Source organism: Pseudomonas sp. CFBP13509 (genome assembly GCF_005233485.1).
In the GTDB taxonomy this organism is placed as follows: domain Bacteria; phylum Pseudomonadota; class Gammaproteobacteria; order Pseudomonadales; family Pseudomonadaceae; genus Aquipseudomonas; species Aquipseudomonas marginalis.
On the sequence record NZ_QGAA01000007.1, the window covers coordinates 94,337 to 111,398 of the forward strand.

General features: G+C 64.0%; 16 protein-coding genes. 11 read left to right on the forward strand and 5 right to left on the reverse strand.

Features of this window, described 5'->3' with window-relative positions; genetic code table 11:
- Nucleotides 1-48: 48 nt before the first annotated feature.
- The gene (locus tag PspCFBP13509_RS13465; RefSeq protein ID WP_027606294.1) at nucleotides 49-978 is read right to left on the reverse strand and encodes a DMT family transporter; all 930 of its coding nucleotides are present in this window, start codon (nucleotides 976-978) and stop codon (nucleotides 49-51) included.
- Nucleotides 979-1,070: 92 nt separating this feature from the next.
- Here PspCFBP13509_RS13465 and PspCFBP13509_RS13470 point away from each other — a divergent pair, with 92 nt between their 5' ends.
- From PspCFBP13509_RS13470 to PspCFBP13509_RS13520, 11 genes are all read left to right on the forward strand, one after another.
- Nucleotides 1,071-1,634, forward strand: a complete 564-nt coding sequence (locus tag PspCFBP13509_RS13470) for a helix-turn-helix domain-containing protein (RefSeq protein ID WP_027606295.1) — start codon at nucleotides 1,071-1,073, stop codon at nucleotides 1,632-1,634.
- A gap of 154 nt (nucleotides 1,635-1,788) precedes the next feature.
- Nucleotides 1,789-2,985 (forward strand): SfnB family sulfur acquisition oxidoreductase, encoded by a 1,197-nt coding sequence (locus tag PspCFBP13509_RS13475; protein ID WP_027606296.1) that lies wholly within the window; start codon nucleotides 1,789-1,791, stop codon nucleotides 2,983-2,985.
- 11 nt (nucleotides 2,986-2,996) lie between these two features.
- Entirely contained in the window at nucleotides 2,997-3,323 is a 327-nt protein-coding gene (locus PspCFBP13509_RS13480) for an acyl-CoA dehydrogenase (protein WP_065927040.1), read from the forward strand.
- The gene (locus tag PspCFBP13509_RS13485) at nucleotides 3,323-4,714 is read left to right on the forward strand and encodes an LLM class flavin-dependent oxidoreductase (protein ID WP_065927041.1); all 1,392 of its coding nucleotides are present in this window, start codon (nucleotides 3,323-3,325) and stop codon (nucleotides 4,712-4,714) included. The genes PspCFBP13509_RS13480 and PspCFBP13509_RS13485 overlap by 1 nt, the downstream gene beginning before the upstream one ends.
- A 257-nt stretch (nucleotides 4,715-4,971) precedes the next feature.
- Entirely contained in the window at nucleotides 4,972-5,820 is an 849-nt protein-coding gene (locus PspCFBP13509_RS13490; RefSeq protein ID WP_065927042.1) for an AMP-binding protein, read from the forward strand.
- Nucleotides 5,817-6,587 (forward strand): ABC transporter ATP-binding protein, encoded by a 771-nt coding sequence (locus tag PspCFBP13509_RS13495; protein ID WP_065927043.1) that lies wholly within the window; start codon nucleotides 5,817-5,819, stop codon nucleotides 6,585-6,587. The genes PspCFBP13509_RS13490 and PspCFBP13509_RS13495 overlap by 4 nt, the downstream gene beginning before the upstream one ends.
- Nucleotides 6,587-7,468: a branched-chain amino acid ABC transporter permease gene (locus tag PspCFBP13509_RS13500; RefSeq protein WP_027606301.1), complete on the forward strand. Its 882-nt coding sequence runs from the start codon at nucleotides 6,587-6,589 to the stop codon at nucleotides 7,466-7,468. The genes PspCFBP13509_RS13495 and PspCFBP13509_RS13500 overlap by 1 nt, the downstream gene beginning before the upstream one ends.
- 4 nt (nucleotides 7,469-7,472) lie before the next feature.
- Nucleotides 7,473-8,522 carry a branched-chain amino acid ABC transporter permease gene (locus tag PspCFBP13509_RS13505; protein WP_065927044.1) on the forward strand — a complete coding sequence of 350 codons (1,050 nt, stop codon included), beginning with the start codon at nucleotides 7,473-7,475 and terminating at the stop codon, nucleotides 8,520-8,522.
- Between the two features lie 18 nt (nucleotides 8,523-8,540).
- A complete protein-coding gene (locus tag PspCFBP13509_RS13510; RefSeq protein ID WP_137212167.1) occupies nucleotides 8,541-9,881 on the forward strand; it encodes an ABC transporter substrate-binding protein in 1,341 nt (446 codons plus the stop codon).
- Between the two features lie 3 nt (nucleotides 9,882-9,884).
- The gene (locus PspCFBP13509_RS13515) at nucleotides 9,885-10,652 is read left to right on the forward strand and encodes an ABC transporter ATP-binding protein (RefSeq protein ID WP_065927046.1); all 768 of its coding nucleotides are present in this window, start codon (nucleotides 9,885-9,887) and stop codon (nucleotides 10,650-10,652) included.
- 12 nt (nucleotides 10,653-10,664) lie between these two features.
- On the forward strand, nucleotides 10,665-12,065 hold the full coding sequence (locus PspCFBP13509_RS13520) for an FAD/NAD(P)-binding protein (protein ID WP_137212168.1): 1,401 nt from the start codon (nucleotides 10,665-10,667) through the stop codon (nucleotides 12,063-12,065).
- 162 nt (nucleotides 12,066-12,227) lie between these two features.
- Here the strand turns inward: PspCFBP13509_RS13520 and PspCFBP13509_RS13525 are convergent, their stop codons facing one another.
- The 4 genes from PspCFBP13509_RS13525 to PspCFBP13509_RS13540 are packed head-to-tail and all read right to left on the reverse strand — an operon-like array spanning nucleotide 12,228 to nucleotide 16,833.
- Entirely contained in the window at nucleotides 12,228-13,472 is a 1,245-nt protein-coding gene (locus tag PspCFBP13509_RS13525; RefSeq protein ID WP_137212169.1) for an efflux RND transporter periplasmic adaptor subunit, read from the reverse strand.
- Nucleotides 13,462-14,940 carry a TolC family protein gene (locus tag PspCFBP13509_RS13530; protein ID WP_137212170.1) on the reverse strand — a complete coding sequence of 493 codons (1,479 nt, stop codon included), beginning with the start codon at nucleotides 14,938-14,940 and terminating at the stop codon, nucleotides 13,462-13,464. Before PspCFBP13509_RS13530 ends, PspCFBP13509_RS13525 begins: the two co-directional genes overlap by 11 nt.
- A complete protein-coding gene (locus PspCFBP13509_RS13535) occupies nucleotides 14,933-16,132 on the reverse strand; it encodes an ABC transporter permease (RefSeq protein WP_065927050.1) in 1,200 nt (399 codons plus the stop codon). Before PspCFBP13509_RS13535 ends, PspCFBP13509_RS13530 begins: the two co-directional genes overlap by 8 nt.
- The gene (locus tag PspCFBP13509_RS13540; RefSeq protein WP_137212171.1) at nucleotides 16,129-16,833 is read right to left on the reverse strand and encodes an ABC transporter ATP-binding protein; all 705 of its coding nucleotides are present in this window, start codon (nucleotides 16,831-16,833) and stop codon (nucleotides 16,129-16,131) included. Before PspCFBP13509_RS13540 ends, PspCFBP13509_RS13535 begins: the two co-directional genes overlap by 4 nt.
- Between the last annotated feature and the right edge of the window lie 229 nt (nucleotides 16,834-17,062).

Here is a 17,062-nt window from a genome sequence, read left to right on the forward strand (position 1 = left end):
GATCCTACAAAGTAGGTCGAAAACTCCCGTTTGGCATTGTTTCGGACCCTAGCCCTGTTGCTCCTGTTCCCGCTCATCCTGCAACTCGATGGCCTTTTGCCCTTTTGTCTTGATCTCACTCACAATCACCGCCACCACAATCAACGCCGCCCCCAGCATGGCAATCGGCGGGAACCGCTCGCCGGCGATCCGCCCGACTACCCCGGCCCACACCGGCTCACCGGCATAGATCAACGTGGCCCGTGTCGGCGAAACGCTTTGCTGCGCCCAATTCATGGCGACCTGGATCACCGCACTGGTCAGGCCCAGGCCCACGGCGCTGAACAATAGCAGCCAGGAGAACCCCGGCAGTGCCTCGCCCATCGGCACCACCATCAAAAACGACAGCAGCGACGCCGTCGCCAGTTGCACCACCGTCACCCGGCGTACGTCCACTTGCCCGGCGAACGCACTGATCAAAATGATTTCCGCCGCTATCGCCACGGCACCGATCAGGGTGGCGATTTCCCCGGGGCTGAAATTCAGCGAAGCCCCGGCGGGGCCGGTCAGTAACATCAACCCGGCAAACGCCAGCATGATGCCGATGCTTGGCATCAACCCCGGGCGCCGGCCCAGCACCAGCCATTGCAGCAGCGGCACGAACGGCACATACAGCGCGGTGATGAACGCCGATTGGCTGCTCAGGATCGTCTGCAGGCCAATGGTCTGCAAGCCGTAGCCGAACATGATCGCTACGCCGATGAACACGCCCGCCTTCAGCTCGAACAACGTCAGGTCGCGCAGTGTACGCAAGGAAAAGAACCCGACCACAATCGCCGCCGCTGCAAAGCGCAGGCCCACGAAAAACATCGGTCCGCTGACAGTCATGGCATGCTGCACCAGCAAAAACGTGCCGCCCCAGATCATGGTGATAAACACCAGGATGCACTCGGCTTTGCTGAAACGGTGGAAACGCGAGGGGGAGTTCGGCGTGGTCATGGCGGCTCGGTCTTGCAAGGGAAAGGCACGGACCGCACAATGCGCCGCACGCTGGGCAGTATACTGCGCACACCCACCCATTGAGCAATATAGTGCACAAAGAAAATCCACAACGGGCCTCGGTCCTGCAGCACGTCAGCCAGAACGTTCGTCGCCTGCGCCACGCCGCCGACCTGAGCCAGACTGCGCTCTCGGAAAAGTCCGGGGTCAGCCGGCGCATGCTGGTGGCCATCGAGGCCGGGGAAAAGAACGTCAGCCTGTCCACCCTCGACCGTGTGGCCGAAGCGTTGGATGTGGCGTTCAGCGACCTGATCCAGGCACCGGATGTGCGCGATCACAGCCGCATCAACGAACTGGCCTGGGCGGGGGAAATCGACGGCAGCAAGGCGGTGTTGCTGGCCAAGGCCACGGCGCGGCGCGAGGTCGAGTTATGGGAGTGGCGCCTTGAACCGGGCGATCGTTATTGCCCGGACCCCGACCTGGAGGGGTGGAGCGAGCAACTGTTCGTCTTCGAGGGCAGCCTGACGTTGGTGGTCGGCGAGCAGGAAAATACCATCGGCGCCGGCGAATTCTTCATGTTCGCCAGCCACCAGCCCCATGCCTATCGCAATGACGGCCAGGTCGCCGTGCGCTTTGTGCGCAATGTGGTGATCTAACTGTTTGCCAGCCAACAGTGGATGCACACTTTGCTGGTTTGAAACAGCGGTTGTACGCCTGTTTACGCGGCAACCGGCTGATTTTACTGACGATTAAATTCAGGCACGACTCCTGCAAACACTCCAGTATCCCCTCGGAGCCTGGAGTCGGCCCATGTCTGCCCACCCTCAACAACCTGCCCATATCATCCGCTCGGACGCGGAGGCCATCGAGGTCGCCAAGCGCCTGGCCGAACGCTTTGCCGTCGACGCCAGCGCGCGTGACCGTGAGCGTCGCCTGCCCGTCGCCGAACTGGACGAGTTTTCCGCCAGCGGCCTGTGGGGCATCACCGTTCCCAAGGCCTATGGCGGCGCCGGGGTGTCCTATGTGACGGTGGCCGAGGTGATCAAGTTGATCTCCGCCGCCGACCCGTCATTGGGCCAAATCCCGCAGAACCACCTGGGCGTGGTGGACATCCTGCTGCAAACCGCCACCGAGGAACAAAAGCGCCACTACTTTGGCAAAGTCCTGGCGGGTTATCGCTTTGGTAACGCCTTCTCCGAGGCCAAGAGCAAAAACGCCGGCACCTTCGATACCCAGATTCGCTTCCACGGCGACACCGCGCAAATCAACGGCGAGAAGTTCTACTGCACCGGCGCGCTGTTCGCCCACATCGTGCCCACCGTGGGTAATAACGAAAAGGGTCAGGCCTTCATCGGCCTCGTCGAGCGCGATGCGCCAGGCCTGACCGTCATCGACAACTGGGACGGCTTCGGCCAGCGCACCACCGCCAGCGGCGGCGTGACCCTCGACGGTGTGAGCGTGCCCTTGAGCGCGGTGATTCCCGCCCACCTGGCGTTTGACCAACCCACGGCCGATGGGCCGATTTCGCAAATTATCCAGGCGGCGGTCGACACCGGCATTGCCCTCGGCGCCCTTGAACAGGCAAAAATCTTTGCGCGGCAGGCCCGTCCGTGGATCGACAGCCAGCAGGATCACGGTTGGCAGGACCCGTTCACCATCGCCGCCATCGGCGACCTGGAGTGGCGTGTGCACGGCACCGAAGCGATCCTCGCCAAGGCCGGCCTGGCCGTCGACCGCGCCCTCGCCGAACCGAATGAAGACACCGTCGCCCAGGCTTCACTGGTGGTCGCCCAGGCCAAGGTCCTGTCGGCCGAAACTGCCTTGCTCGCCAGCAGCAAACTCTTCGAACTGGCCGGCACCCGCTCGGTCACCGCCAAGCACAACCTCGACCGCTTCTGGCGCAACGCGCGGACCCACACCCTGCACGACCCGGCCCGCTGGAAATACCACCTGATCGGCAATTTCGTGCTCAACGGCGTCAAGCCTGCGCGCCACGCCTGGAACTGAGGACCTGACCCATGACCGCCCTGACCCTCGCACGCCAACTGCTGGACAGCACCCGTCGCCACGTCGAAAAAAGCGACGACCCCTACGTGATCAGCCGCTTCGGCGATTGGCAGATTCGCGTGGATGTAGCGGCCGCCTTGCTTGAACGCGCCGAAACCGATCCAAGCCCGGTCGCCGTCACCGAAGCGCAGATCGCCGCCGCTGAAGCCTTGCTCTTTGCCAGCAACACCGAATTCGAACTGACCGGCCAACGCACCGCGCTGCCACCGACCCTGGATGATCCGTTGCGCTGGAAATACCAGGTCGTCGGCAACTACCACCTCAACGGAGTGCTGTGATGTCCCGTGAAATCCGCTTGAACGCCTTCGACATGAACTGCGTCGGCCACCAATCGCCGGGCCTGTGGGCGCATCCGCGCGATCGCTCGTGGCAGTACAAGGACCTTGAATACTGGACCGACCTGGCGAAGATCCTTGAGCGCGGCAAGTTCGACGGCCTGTTTATCGCCGACGTGCTGGGCATCTACGACGTGTACAACGGCAATGGCGACGCGGCGATTCGCCAGGCGACCCAGGTGCCGGTCAACGATCCGTTGTCGCTGATCGCACCGATGGCGCTGGTCACCGAGCACCTGGGTTTTGGCCTGACCGCGTCGCTGTCGTTCGAACACCCGTATCCGTTTGCACGCAGGCTGTCGACCCTCGACCACCTGACCAAGGGCCGCATCGGCTGGAACATCGTCACCTCCTACCTGGAAAGCGGCGCCAAGAACCTTGGCCAGAAAGCCCAGACCGAACACGACGCCCGCTACGACTATGCCGAGGAATACCTGGAGGTCTGCTACAAACTCTGGGAAGGCAGTTGGGAAGAGGGCGCGGTACTGCGCGACCGCGAACGTCGGATCTTCAGCGACCCGAGCAAGATCCACGAGATCCGCCACGTCGGCAAACACTTCCAGGTGCCCGGCATCCACCTGTGCGAACCCTCGCCGCAGCGCACGCCGGTGCTGTACCAGGCCGGTGCTTCCAGCCGTGGCAAGCAGTTCGCCGCCGAGCAGGCCGAATGCGTGTTCGTTGCCGCGCCGTCCAAGGTGCTGCTGAAAAAGACCGTCGCCGACATCCGCCGCCGTGCGGCCGAAGCCGGGCGCGACCCGAAGAAAATCCTGATTTTCAACTTGCAGACCGTGATCGTCGACGAGACCGACGCCAAGGCCAAGGCCAAATTCGACGAATACAAATCCTACGCCAGTTATGAAGGCGCGATGGCGCTGATCTCTGGTTGGACGGGCATCGATTTCAGCCAGTTCAAGCCGGATGAGCCGCTCAAGCACGTGCACACCAATGCGATTCAATCGGCGGTGGAAGCTTTCTCCACGGCGGACCCGAACAAGGTCTGGACCCCCAGCGAGCTGGCCGATTGGGTCGGTATCGGCGGCTTTGGCCCGCTGTTCGTCGGCGGCCCGGAGACCGTGTCGGACCTGTTGCAGGAGTGGGTCGAAGAGACCGACGTGGACGGATTCAACCTCGCCTATGCGCTGACCCATGAAACCTTTGTCGACGCCGTCGAATGGCTGGTGCCGGAGTTGCAGAAGCGCGGCGTGTACAAGACCGAATACGCCCAGGGCACATTGCGCGAGAAGTTGTTTGGCGACGGTGCAAGGTTGGGTGCGAACCACCCGGGCGCTGGCTATCGAAACCTTGCTGAGTCCCGCAAAGCAAATGTTGCGTAGCAACTGCGCAGCCTTGGCGAGGCTGCGAATGCCAATCCCCATCGCGGCCTCATCCCGTAGCAGCTGCCGAGCGCAAGCGAGGCTGCGTCGGCCGCGACTCGGGCTCGAATCGGCAGCGCGCCTGACGCAGCCTCGCTTGCGCTCGGCAGCTGCTACGGACTTGCGTGGTGCTCGGTATCTACTTACGGGAAATTGAGTTTGATTTATTTCAGCCAGCGGACCACCGCACGCATACCCCCCAATAGGAGCAACCCCCTATGAGCGTGCACGAACCAACGGCCCTCCTGGAACACCTGCGCCACTGGGCGCAACTCACGCCGTTGCACATCGCCCTGCGCCACAAGCGCCAGGGCCAGTGGTACGCCTGGCGCTGGATCGACACCTTGCGCGATGTCGAACGCCTGGCCGATGGTTTGCGCCAGCAAGGTTTCAATCAACAGTCACGCTTGGTGCTCAGCGGCGCCTTTGAGCCGAACCTGCTGTTGCTGGCGTTGGCGGCCCAGTCCGTCGGCGCACAGGTACTGACGCTGGCCGATAACCTCGAGCCGCAGGCCTTGGAGCAACAGCTGTGGCGTATTCATCCCAGCCATGCCTACGTTCAAGGTCGCCAGCGCGATTGGACCTTCACCCAGCGGTTGGATTTCGCCCAACTGCTCGGCCCCGTCGACCCGGCGCAACACCTGCAGCGCTGGTGGCAGCCAGCCGGTGAAACCGCGTTGTGGAGCGAGGAGGGCACCCACTGGCAAGGCGGCCTAGCCGTGGTGCTGGAGCAGTGGCTGAGCAGCGGCCACGGCCTGGCCTTCCCGGAAAGCCTGGCCTCGGCGCGACGTGATCGCAGCGAAGTCGCGCCCACCGGCCTGCTGCTGTCGCCCGCCCGTTTGCTGCACCTGGCCGACGAGATCGAAAGCCGCCTGCCACCCCACGGCACCTGGCGTCGACGCCTGTGCGACTGGGCCATTGCCCACCCGCACAGCGGCCTGCGCCGCCTGCTGAAAAACCGCGTGCGCACACTGTTGGGCTTCCAGCGCCTGGCCTATATCTGGCAGCCCCTCAAATCCAATGCCGAGCCGACGTGGCTCGCCGAATTCAAACGGGAACGTGCATGAGCCAAGCCATTCTCCAGGTGCGGGACATCTCGCTGTCGTTCAAGGGTGTCAAGGCGATCAATGGGTTGTCGTTCGAGGTGGCGCGCGGGGAAATCTGCGCGTTGATCGGGCCCAACGGTGCCGGCAAAAGTTCATTGCTCAACGTCCTCAACGGCGTGTATCGCTTCGATGCCGGCGAGATCGTGTTCGAGGCGCAGCATTTCCAGCGTATCGACCCCCTGGGCGCCGCGCGTCGAGGCATTGGCCGTACCTTCCAGAACAACGCCCTGTTCAAGAAAATGAGTGTGCTCGACAACATCCTCACCGGCCTGTCGCGGCATATGCACACCAGCCTTATCGAGCAGGCGCTCGGCTTGCCCCGCGCACGCCGTGAAGCCGACGCCTTCCGCCTGCGCGCCCAGGGCATCCTCGAGTTCCTGGAGCTGCAAGCCTACCGCGATGTGCTGGTGGGCAACCTGTCCTATGGCCTGCAAAAGCGTGTGGAACTGGGCCGTGCATTGATCGCCGGGCCGAGCCTGTTGCTGCTGGACGAACCCATGGCCGGCATGAACGCCGAGGAAAAACAGGAAATGGCGCGCTTTGTCGCCGACGTGAACCGCGACCTCGGTACCACCGTGGTGTTGATCGAGCATGACATGGGCGTGGTCATGGGGCTGTCCGACCATGTTGTGGTGCTCGACTACGGGCGCAAGGTCGGCGACGGCACCCCTGCCGAGGTGCAGGCCAATCCCGAGGTGATCGCGGCCTACCTGGGAGTGACGCACTGATGACGTTCTTCTTCGAAACCCTGCTCGGCGGCCTGCTCGCCGGCACCATGTATTCCCTGGTCGCCATCGGCTTCGTGCTGATCTACAAGGCCAGCGGCGTGTTCAATTTTGCCCAGGGCTCGATGCTGCTGTTTGCCGCGCTGACCTTCGTCAGCCTGCACGACCAGGGCGTGCCGTTTGCCCTGGCGTTGCTGTTGACGGTGATCGTGATGATTGTCGGCGCTTTGCTCATCGAGCGCCTGGTGCTGCGGCCGTTGGTGAACCGCTCGCAGATCACGCTGTTCATGGCGACGCTGGGCCTGTCGTTCATTATCGAAGGCCTGGCCCAGGGCGTGATGGGCTCGCAGGTGCGCGCTCTGGACCTGGGCATCGACGATGTACCGCTGTTCGTCGGGCCGCTGATGCTCAGCCAGTTCGACCTGATCGCCGCGGCCGTGGCCGTGGTGCTGGTGACGGTGCTGGCGCTGCTGTTCAACAAGACCCGTATCGGCGTGTCGCTGCGCGCGGTGGCGGATGACACCACGGCGGCGCTGTCCATCGGCATCAACCTCAACCGCATCTGGCAGATCGTCTGGGCGGTGGCCGGCATCGTCGGGCTGGTGGCGGGGTTGTTGTGGGGGGCGCGCCAGGGCGTGCAGTTTTCGCTGTCGCTGGTGGTGCTCAAGGCCTTGCCGGTGTTGATCATCGGCGGCTTCACCTCGATTGGCGGGGCGATTGTCGGCGGGCTGATTGTCGGCGCAGCGGAGAACCTCGCCGAGGTGTATATCGGTCCGCTGATCGGTGGCGGCATCACGCCGTGGTTCGCCTATGTGCTGGCGTTGTCCTTCCTGTATATCCGTCCCGCCGGCCTGTTCGGCGAGCGCGCCATCGAGCGAGTCTGAAAGCATGTCGATCCCTGTTGCTGAACACACCGCCCCCTTGCTGCTGGTCCAGCGGCGCGTGCCCTGGAGCCTGCTCGGCCTGCTGGCACTGGCGTTTATCGTGGTGCCGCTGTGGGGCAATGACTATTGGCTCAACGCGATCCTGATCCCGTTCCTGGTGCTGTCCCTGGCCGGGCTGGGCCTGAATTTACTCACCGGCTATACCGGGCAAACCTCGGTGGGCGCAGCCGGCTTCATGGCGGTTGGGGCGTTCGCCACCTATGGGTTTTTACTGCGCCTGCCTGAGCTGGGCTTGCCGGTGGCGCTGCTCGGCGGCGGCATCATCAGCGCCGTGGTCGGGCTGCTATTTGGCTTGCCCAGCTCGCGGATCAAAGGCTTCTACCTGATGGTCACCACCTTGGCCGCGCAGTTTTTCCTGGAGTGGCTGTTCGTCAAATTCCCCTGGTTCTACAACTACGGTTCGTCCGGAACCATTTCGGCGCCGAAGCTGGCGTTGTTCGGCCATGACCTTAACACGCCGCTGGGCCGCTACTGGCTGACCCTGGTCACGGTGCTGTTGTTGACCTGGGCCGCGGTCAACCTGGTGCGCAGCCAGGTGGGCCGCAACTGGATGGCGATCCGCGACATGGACACCGCCGCCGCCGTGGTCGGCATCCCGGTGGTGCGCTACAAGCGCCTGGCGTTTGCGGTCAGTTCGTTCTACCTCGGCATCGCCGGCGCGTTGTGGGCGTTTGCCTACCTGGGCACGGCCAGCGCCAGCAGCTTCGACATCAACCGCTCATTCCAGATCCTGTTCATCATCATTATCGGCGGCATGGGCAGCATTGCCGGCAACTTCGTCGGCGCGGCATTCATCAGTTTGCTGCCGATCTTCCTCAGCCATGCCGGGCAGGCGTTGTTCGGTGGTGCGGTGGATGCCGGGCAGTTGCAGAACCTGCAGAAAATCATTTTTGGCGTGTTGATCATCGTGTTCCTGATCAAGGAACCCGAGGGCTTGATTCGCCTGTTGCATAACCTTCGCGATCGGCTGCGTCAGTGGCCCCTACGTTTCTGACTGAATAAGAGAATCCCTATGCGTGCATCCTTGAAACGTTCCCTGGCCGGCGCCGCCTTCGCGCTGGCAGCCCTGGCCGGTGCCGTGCCCCAGGCGGTAGCCTCGGCCGACCAGCAGTTCTTTCCCCTGGCCACCTACCGGGTGGGTGCCTACGCCTCCAGCGGCGTGCAGGTGTGGGCCGGGATGATCGACTACCTGCGCTATATCAACGAGGTCGAAGGCGGCATCAATGGCGTGAAGCTGGTGTGGCAGGAATGCGAGACCGAGTGGACGGCGGAGAAGGGCATCGAGTGCTACGAGCGCTTCAAGAACGGCCTGGATGGCGCGCCGGTCGCGGTGTACCAGCCCAACGGTGCACCGGCGGCCTATGCGCTCAGTGAAAGGGCTGAGGTGGACAAGATCCCGCTGATCACCCTCGGCTACGGTCGCACCGAAGCCACCGACGGCACGGTGTTCCCGTACAACTTCCCGGTGATGCTGACGTTCTACAGCGAGGCGTCGACCCTGGTGAACTACATCGCCCAGCGCGAAGGCGGCTTCGACAAACTCAAGGGCAAGAAGATCGCCACGGTCTACCACGACTCGGCCTACGGTCGCGAAACCCTTGGCCCGCTGAAATTGCTGGCGGAAAAATACGGTTTTGAAAACATCCAGATTCCGGTGGCCGACCCGGGCAATGAGCAGTCTGCGCAATGGCGCCAGGTACGCCAGGCCAACCCGGATTGGGTGTTCCTGCGTACCTGGGGCGTGTCTACCCCGGTGGCGGTGAAAACCGCCGCGCGCTTCGGCTTCCCGGTGGACCATATCATCGGCGATATATGGGCCAGTTCCAGCGAAGACGTATTGCCCGCAGGCGCCGCCGCCAAGGGCTACCTGGCGCTCACGCCTTACCCGGCAGGTACGGATTTCGAGATCCACAAGCGCCTCAAGCAATACATCCTCGACAAGGGCCACAGCGACCTCAAGGACCTGAAAAACTTCGGCAGCGTCTACTACAACTCCGGCCTGGTGAACGCCGCCGTAGCTGTGGAAGCGATCCGCACCGGCCAGGCCAAGTTCGGCAAGCGTCCGCTCAATGGCGAAGAAGGCCGCTGGGGCCTGGAACACCTGAATATCGATGACGCGCGCTTGAAGGACATGGGCTACCTGGGCCTGATGCAGAACCTCAAGCTGTCGTGCCGCGACCACGAAGGCGGCGGCTCGGCGCGCGTGCAGCAATGGGACGGCGCCCACTGGACGCTGATCAGCGACTGGATCGCCGCCGACCGCGCCCTGTTGCGCCCGCTGATCGATGAAAAATCTGCGGCTTTCGCCAAGGAAAAAGGCCTGACGCCACGCACCTGCACCGGGGATGAATAAATCATGAGCCAGCTCGCCAGCGAAGCCATGCGCCCGTCGTTGTTGACGGTCAACGATATTGAAGTGATCTACGACGGCGCGATCCTCGCCGTGGCCGGGGTGTCGCTGAGCGTGCCCAAGGGCGCCATCGTCGCCCTGCTGGGGGCCAATGGCGCCGGCAAGAGCACCACCCTCAAGGCGATCTCCGGGCTGGTGCGTGCCGAGCGCGCTGAAGTCAGCCGGGGCGTGATCGAATATGCGGGCGTCGACCTGGCCGGCGTCGACCCCAGCCAGCGCGTGCGCCAAGGCATGGTGCATGTGCTGGAAGGCCGCCATGTCTTCGGCCAGCTCAGCGTCGAAGACAACCTGCGCAGCGGCGGCTTTGTGCGGCGCCTGAGCCGCAAGGCCATGGAGCAGGATCTGGAGCGCATCTACGCCTGGTTCCCGCGGCTCAAGACCAAGCGCCACACCCGTGCGGGCCTGACGTCCGGCGGCGAGCAACAGATGGTCGCCATCGGCCGCGCGTTGATGACCCGTCCTACTTTGGTACTGCTCGACGAGCCGTCCATGGGTTTGGCGCCTATGATCGTGCAGGAGATCTTCGAGATCATCGCGCAGCTCAACCGCGAGCAGCAGGTGAGCTTCCTGATCGCCGAGCAGAATATCAACGTCGCGCTTAACTATGCGTCCCAGGGCTACGTGCTGGATACTGGGCGCGTGGCCTTGAGTGGCAGCGCCGCCGAGCTGTTGGCGCGGGGCGATTTGCACGACATTTATCTGGGTAAACAGTAAAGGCGAATGTGCATGACTGAATCCCTCCGCAACGCTGATGTGGTGATCATCGGCGGCGGCCTGAGCGGCACCATGCTGGCGGTGCAACTGCTGCGTCGGCCTGGGCAGCGCCGGATCCTGGTGATCGAACCGCGCGCCGAACTCGGCCGTGGCGAGGCCTACAGCGCCGTCGAACTGGGCCACACCTTGAACGGCAACGCGGCGCGCATGAGCGTCGACCCGGACAACGCCGATGACCTGACCCAATGGCTCACCGACTACATCGGCGCCGGCGGTTGGCCCGAGTCGGACCAGCAGCACGTGCCCATCAGCGAACTGTTCCCGCCACGCGGGATTTTTGGCCTGTATGCACAGCAACGGCTGGCTGAAGCCAAGGCGTTGTCGGCGTCTACCGTCGAGCATATCCGCGCCGAAGTCGTCGACCTGCAGGTCGGCGACGATTCAGTGGTGCTGACCCTCGACAATGGCCAGCAACTGCGCGGCGCCCAGGCGGTGTTGGCCACCGGCATGTTCCCGGCGGCACGCACGCCGCAGACCCAGTCCAGCGGCTTGAACGCCGCCGCCGTGGACCCCTGGGACGTGCAGGCCATGACCCGGATCGACCCGCAGGCGCCGGTGCTGATCATCGGCTCCGGGTTGACCATGGTCGACGCTGTGGTGTCCCTGGAACAGGCCGGGCACCGTGGGCCCATCGAGGTGTTTTCACGCCACGGGTTGTTGCCCCATGTGCGCCGGCAGCCGCCGGGCTGGGACGATTTCCTCGCCGCCGACCACGCCTTGTGCAGCCCGCGACAACTGCTGCGCGAGGTGCGGCGTCAATGCCGCCTGGCACTGGCGCAGGGCATCGATTGGCAGGCGCCACTGGACACCGTGCGCGCCCATATCGGCCGGCTGTGGAGCCAGGCCAGCGAAGGCCAGAAACGTCAGTTCGTGCGGCATGTGCGGCCCTGGTGGGAAAGCCATCACCACCGCTCGCCGCCGTTGAGTGCCCAGTTGGTGGCCCGGCTGCATGAGCAAGGGCGGTTGCGCATTCGCGCGGCGTCGTTCAAGGGGCTGGAGCCTTCGGGCGAGGGCGTGACCATTCGCTTGCGTTACCGTGGCGAGCAGGTGATCAGCCAAGTGTCGGGGGCGGCGCTGATCAACTCCAGCGGTATCGAATACGACTGGCGCCGCGTGGCCCGGCCGCTGCCGCAGCAGTTGCTCAAGCGCGGGCTGATCACGCCCGGGCCGTTGGCGTTGGGGATTGCGGCGGACACGTCCGGCGCCGTGCTGGATGCCCAGGGCGAGGTCAGCGCGCGATTGTTCGCCATGGGCCCGCCGTTGCGGGGGATGTGGTGGGAGAGCACGGCGGTGACGGATGTGGCGCTTCAGGCCAAGGCATTGGCATTGGCATTGAAGTTGGCGCATTTCTAAATGTGGGAGGGGGCAAGCCCCAATGCCGGTCAGTTAAGGGACAGAACGGGCAACCCGTCACCTGTGGGAGGGGGCTTGCTCCCGATAGCGGTGTGTCAGACACAGGTTTTTAACTGATCCACCGCCATCGGGAGCAAGCCCCCTCCCACAGGGGATCTCCATTTATCTTGAGGTCTTTACGAAGCCGGGTTTTAGGCCGAATACTTCCACCCCCTGCGGCGTCGATTGCCCGGTAGTCACCTTCACCCGCTCCACCGGCTTATCCATCGCTTCTCGATACTCCACCGTCCTGTCCGCCTGGATCGCCTCGCTCGGAATCACCATCGCCTGCGCATTGTTGTAAGTGACGATGGTCAACCTCGCACTCATTCCCAGGCGCACCCGCTGCAACTGTTGCGGGGTCAGCTTGGGAATCGACAACGTCACCGGAAACTGCGCGCTGCCCTGGCTGTCGCTGGCAATCGCCAGGCCGCTGACCACGCTCACCGAGCCGCTCAGCCGTTCGCCGTCAAAACCGTCGCCCAGCACTTCCACCGCCTGGCCCTGGTGCAGCTGGTTGATGTCCAGCTCAGAGACCTTGGCGACGATTTTCAGCCGCTCGATATTGGCCAGGCCGAACAGCACCTGGCCCTGGCTGACCTTGCTGCCGGCCTGAATCGGCGCGTTGGTGTTGCCGCCGCCTTGGGGCGCATTGTTACCGGGGGCGGGCACCACGATGCCGGAGAACGGCGCCTTCACCTCCTTGCCTGCGAGCAGGGTGCGCAAGGCCTCGTATTTCACCGTGGCGTTGGTCAGTTCCATGTCGGCGATCTGGCGGTACTCGCCCTTGCCCTGGTCGAGGGCCTGTTGCAGTTCGCTGCGGGCGGAGGCGAGGTCCAGCTGCTGTTGCTGGGCCTGTTGCTTGAGGTCGTCCAGCTCATTGCGCGGGATGATGCCGCGCTTGAACAGGTTTTCGCTTTCGGTGAGTTTGCGTTGGGTATTGCCGGCGGTCATTTCGGCGGTGCGCAGGCTGCGGCGCGCACGGCTGACGGTGGGGCCGCTGTCCCAGTCCTGCAGTTCTTGCACGGCGCGGCGGGCCTTGAGCTGGGCGGAGAGGGCGTCGCGCAACTGCACTTCAAGGGTGGCCGGGTCCATGCGCAGCAGGACCTGGCCAGCCTCGACCCGCTGGCCTTGCTCCACCAGATTGGCCTGCACGTTGCCGTCGAACGGCGCCGTGAGGGTGAGGGTGGTGTCGGGTTCGATCTTGCCCACCAGGCCGATCTGGTGCACCAGCGGGTCGGGCTTGACGGCCAGCCATTGCTCGCCGGTGGTAGCCGGGCCTTCGGCCGGGCTGCGCAGGACCAGCCCGGCGCCGGCCAGCAGCACGATCAATACAGCGCCCAGCAGGCCTTTGTGTTTAATAGTCATTGAGGGCGATTTCCCAACTTTCCAGCGTCATGCCCAGGGTCAAGTCGAGCTGGGTCTGGGCGTTCAAATAAGCGATCAGGGCGTTGAGCTGCGCGTTTTCGGCATTGCGCAGGTCGGTCTCGAAACTCAGCACCTGGAAGTTGGTGGAGCGCCCGGCGCTGAGTTTCTCGCGTTCGATCTCGATCTTGCGCCGCGACAACTCCACCGCGCGCTGGGAGATTTCATACTGGCGCCAGCGGGTGCCGAGGTCGCGTACCACGTCGTTGACGTTGCGTTCCAGTTCCTGGCGTGCGTCGGTGATGCGGATCTCCTGGTCCTCCACGTTGACCCGCGCGCGCACTTCGGCCTGGCGCGTGCTGATGTCGCCGATGGGGATCTGCACCTGCACCCCGGCGTAGCTGTTCCAGGTGCGGTTGTTGGTGCTGCCGGCATCGTTATTGTAGGCGTCGCGTATCTGGTTCGCGCCGGCCACCAGGTCCACCTGCCAGCGCCCGGAGTCCTTGGCGATCACCAGGTTGAGGTCGGCCTGCTGGCTGCCGAGCAGGGCGGCGAGGTATTCCGGTTGCTGGGTCTGCGCCAGGTTGAAAGCCTGGCGTTTGTCGATCTGCATGGGCTTGGCCTCCAGGGCTTCGGTGGCGCGAATCGGCGTGGACAGGTCCAGGGCCAGCAGGCGCAGCAAGGCCAGGCGGTTGGTGTCGAGCTGGTTCTGCGCTTCTTCGACGCCCAGTTGCTGGGTGGCGATGTCGGCTTCGGTCTGCACGATTTCGAATTCGGCCATGCGCCCGGCGCTGATCAAGGCCTTGTTTACCTCCAGCAAGGTGCCGGAGCGCTTAAGGGCGTCCTGTACGATGCTCAGTTGCTCCTGGGCCCGCAGCAGTTCGCGGTAGGTGGCGATGATCTGGCTGATGGTCTGCGCCACGGTCGCCTTGAGGTTCAGGCGGTTGGCCTGCTCCGACAGGCGCGACAGGCGCAACGGTGCGGTGGTGGCGTCCCAGCCGGCGCCGCGCATCAACGGCTGGATGATCGCCAGGTCGAGGCCGTCGCTGCGGTAGCGCCCGGCGCGGTCGGCGTTGTTCAGCTGCTGGGTCCAGGCCATGCTCAGGCGAGTGCCGTATTCACTGAGCAAGCTGGTGGCCGGCGCCACGTTGGCATTGCGCGCACTGTCCTGAGAGCCGCGGGTACTGCGGTAATAACTGTTGAGGGTGAGCTTGGGGTTGAACACGTCTTCGGCGACGCGCAGGTCGAACTTCTGCGCCACCCGTTGCAGGTAGGCGCTGCGGATCGCCGGGTTGTTGCGCAGGCCCAGGTACACGGCGTCACCCAGGGTCATGGTGGTGACCTGGGCATTCAAGGACACGCCCCGGTCGTAACCGCTGCGCGTGCTGCTGGGGGCCGACGGCTTGATGACCACCTCGGCGGCCATGCCGTGCAGGCTGATCAACACGAGCAACCCCAGCCATTTACTCATCGCGCAAGGCCTCCACCGGCTGCAACCGTGAGGCCGATACCGCCGGGTAGATGCCAAAGAACAAGCCCACCAGCAACGTACTGCCCACCCCCAGGGGCAGGGCGGCGACGGCCAGGTCGAATAGCCAGCCCGACAGCCAGGCATAGAGCCAGGCGGCGGTCATGCCAAGTACCGCACCGCACAGCGCGCCGACGGCGGTGAGGGTGACGGCTTCGAGCAGGAACAGGTTGCGGATGTCGCGCTGGCGAGCGCCCAGGGCCATGCGAATGCCGATCTCACGACGGCGCTCCGACACGTTCATCAGCATCACATTCATCACGCCTACGCCGCCGCCGACCAGGGAAATGGCGCCGAGGGCCAGCAGCAGGTAGGCGAAGGTGCGGCTTTGCCTGGTCATGCCGTCGATCATTTGCTGGGGCACCTGGATGTCGACAGTGTGGTCGGTGAGCTGGGCCTGCAAGGCGCTGGCGGCTTCCCTGGCAATGTGTTCCATGTCCTGGCCGGGCGCGGCGCGGATAATTACATTGCCGATCTGCGGCATGGCATGGATGCGGCGCATGCCTTCGGCGGGAATGAACAACGACTCGTTGGCCTGTACCGGCATCAGCATTGCCCTGGGCTGGTTCTGCAGAATGCCCACCACCAGGAACAGGTAGTCGTTGATGCGCACGCGGTCGCCCAGTTGCAGCGGATCGCCCGGCGCTCCGAGGGCCTGGGCCAGCTGGTCACCGATCACGCCATAGGTTTCGTTGGCGTCGAAGCTCGACAGGAAGCGCCCCTGCCGTACCACCAGGCGCATCGCTGCCTGGATGTCCGGTGTGCTGCCGACGAGGTTGGCGTTGGTGGTGCGGCCATGGAACACGATGGGCCCGCTGAACAAGGTCAGCGCGCCGATATGGGCAATGCCCGGCACGGCCTGGCGCACGGCATCCAGGTCGAGCCTCGCGGGTGTGGGGATCGTGCTGTTGCCCTTGGGCGGGAACTGGGCGACCAGGGTGTCGGTGCCCATGTCCTTGAAAATCATCGCGGCATCCACCGCGGCGTTATGGCCGATATTGATCAGCGCCACCACCGACGAACTGCCGATGACGATGCCCAGCAGGGCCAGCACCGAGCGCTTGCCCAGGGTGCGCAGGCTGACGAAGGCTTCATGCAGCAGTTGGCTGAAGCTCTGTTCGACCCGCAGGCTCATAGGCGCCCGGCCTCGTGCACTACGCCGTTGCGCACCAGGATCTTGCGCTCCAGGCGTTCGGCGATATGCGGGTCGTGGGTGACGATGATCAGCGTGACCTGTTGCTCGCGGTTCAATGCCAGCAGCAGGTCCATGATGTCCTGGGCGGTGCTGCTGTCGAGGTTGCCGGTGGGCTCGTCGGCCAGGATCACCGAAGGCTTGCCCACCAATGCACGGGCAATCGCCACACGTTGGCGCTGGCCGCCGGAGAGGTCGGCGGGGCGATGGTGGGCGCGCTCCGCCAGCCCGACCTGTTCGAGCATGCGCAGGGCCTGCGCCACCGATTCATGCCGCGACACACCGCGATAGCTCAGGGGCAGGGCGACGTTGTCCAGGGCGCTGAGGCGCGGCAGCAGGTTGAAGCTCTGGAACACAAAGCCGATCTGCTGGTTGCGGATCGCCGCCAGTTGATCTGGAGTGGCGCTGAAAATATCGTGGCCGGCAAAGTGGTACTGGCCGCAATTGGGCAGGTCCAGCAGGCCGAGGATATTGAGCAGGGTGCTTTTGCCTGAGCCCGAGGCGCCGAGGATGCCGCAGCTGTCACCGCGCTCGATGGACAGGCACACCTCATTGAGAATGGTCAGTTCCTGCCCGGCGAGCTGATAGCGCTTGCCGATGCCTTGCAGGGAAATCAAGCCTGGGTGCGCGGGGGTATCTGTCATCGTGACTACGCCTGCAGTCTCGACGCTGCCGTCATGCGCCCTTTGTAAATCTTTGTAACAAGTTCGGGGGCTATCTGGTTCGCGTCACGGACTGGTTTTATTTCTTGTTTTTAAAATATTGTTTGAATACTAACCGTGTTCCCGGTGCTTCGCCAGCCGTGGATGTAGAGCGGTTTTACGCTTTGAAAAGATTTCCCTCGCCGGTACGGGGGTCTACCGAAAGGTCCCT